This is a genomic window from Microcystis sp. M53598_WE2, from assembly GCF_030067735.1.
Classification (GTDB): domain Bacteria; phylum Cyanobacteriota; class Cyanobacteriia; order Cyanobacteriales; family Microcystaceae; genus Microcystis; species Microcystis aeruginosa.
Genome location: NZ_JASJFE010000883.1, coordinates 1 through 1850, shown reverse-complemented (window position 1 = coordinate 1850; position 1850 = coordinate 1). Strand labels below are relative to the sequence as shown.

The window sequence follows — 1850 nt, the reverse complement described above, 5'->3', positions numbered from 1 at the left end:
GCTGTTGTAGAGTGGTGGTCATTGGTTTATGATTCCTATTAAGTTATCGAGGTACGATTGATGATGTCTCTATCTTAGAGAGTTTGTAACGGTTTGTAAAGGGGTTTGAAACTATTGTTACTTATACCATTGATAAGCTGAGGTTATGAAATGGGTCGGGTGCGGTCGGGTCTTTTCTGATCTAAGATTGAAGACATGACTCGACAACCTCACGACCAATTTGCCAAACAATACCTAGAAGAATTACTGTCTCCCCTGGGAAAGGTGGAAGTCAGCAAAGAGGTGGCGGATGAAACCCGTCAGGTGGATATTTTCTTCTCTCCTCACCCTAATATGCGGGGAAATGCTCAATCTTTGGGTCTTTTAGGGCAAATGGTGACAACAAGCACTTTGCTTGAGCCTTTTCGCAATGCTCCCAATCGAACGGAAATTCGCAACTGTATCTTAAAACTGTTTTCGATTTTCGCTGAACTTCAACGGAAAGGGAAACGGGAAAAAACTGAGTTAAACGAGGATGACTTACCTAGATTATGGATTTTGGCTACTTCTATTAGTTTCCAGATCCTAGAGAGTTTTGATGCTAAATTAGAACTAGAAAACTGGACAGAAGGGATTTACTTTTTATCTCCCTCTCACCGAACGGCAATTATAGCGATTAATCAGTTACCTATTACCCCAGACACTTTACTGTTAAGATTGTTGGGACGGGGGAAAACCCAAAGCCAAGCGGTGAGAGAGTTGCTTGAGTTGCCATCTGGCGATTCCTTCCGTCAAAATGTCATGGAATTATTGATCAGTTGGCGTGTGAGTGTTGAAATTAACAATCTTTTAGAATCAGAAGATAGGGAGGTATTTATGGCTTTATCTCAATCTTATTTAGAGTGGAAAGAGGCGACCAAACGAGAAGGAATTCAACAAGGAATTCAACAAGGAATTCAACAAGGACAACGACAAATTATTGAAAATTTAATGCAAGTGAGGTTTGGAGAATTGGATGAGTCTTTAATAAAAGTCATTGATGAGTTGCTTAAGTTATCACCGATGGAGTCTAGTCGTTTATTATTGGACTCTTCACGGGAAGATTTAATCAGACGATTCCTCTCTGAATAAATTAATTAAGGTTCTTCAGTTTGTGTTATGCAAGGGACGGGATTATAAGAGATTAAACCCTTATAGGGAATGACATTTAGCGATATTTGTAAATCTAGAACGAACTAATCAATTAAGTCTCTTGCTAGACAAGAATTTAGTCGATTTATGCCACCAGATCGAACCATACCGGGTAACGAACAACCAAATTAACAATCTTTTAAAATCAGAAGATAGGGAGGTATTTATGGCTTTATCTCAATCTTATTTAGAGTGGAAAGAGGCGACTAAACGGGAAGGACTTCAACAAGGACTTCAACAAGGACAACGACAAATTATTGAAAATTTAATGCAAGTGAGGTTTGGAGAATTGGATGAGTCTTTAATAAAAGTCATTGATGAGTTGCTCAAGTTATCACCGATGGAGTCTAGTCGTTTATTATTGGAGTCTTCACGAGAAGATTTAATCCGACGATTCCTCTCTGAATAAATTAATTAAGCTGGGTTAAAATACGTCTTAGCTTAAACAGATTCAAAGAAGCAATAAACGGCGTAAAACGGCAGGGTATTATTTAACAGATGAAGAATTGCGATAGACCTGAAAAGATGCTTATGGTTTAGCGTTAGTACAAGCTACTTTAGCGGCTTTTAAAAGAAAATATGGCTCTTCGTTACCCTTTATGCTAAATCAACATACAAGATGCCAAGATAACATACTTCTAACCCAAAAATTCCGAAAGTTTCTAAAGCCATAGCCTCTC

The 1850-nt window shown here is 38.3% G+C and carries 1 protein-coding gene and 1 pseudogene; both read left to right on the top strand.

The window, feature by feature from the left end; all coding sequences use genetic code 11:
• Nucleotides 1-195: 195 nt before the first annotated feature.
• Nucleotides 196-1110 carry a hypothetical protein gene (locus tag PX636_RS17945; protein WP_288118141.1) on the top strand — a complete coding sequence of 305 codons (915 nt, stop codon included), beginning with the start codon at nucleotides 196-198 and terminating at the stop codon, nucleotides 1108-1110.
• Nucleotides 1111-1294: 184 nt separating this feature from the next.
• Nucleotides 1295-1579: pseudogene (locus PX636_RS17940) on the top strand (hypothetical protein); the annotation flags it as partial.
• Nucleotides 1580-1850 lie beyond the last annotated feature (271 nt).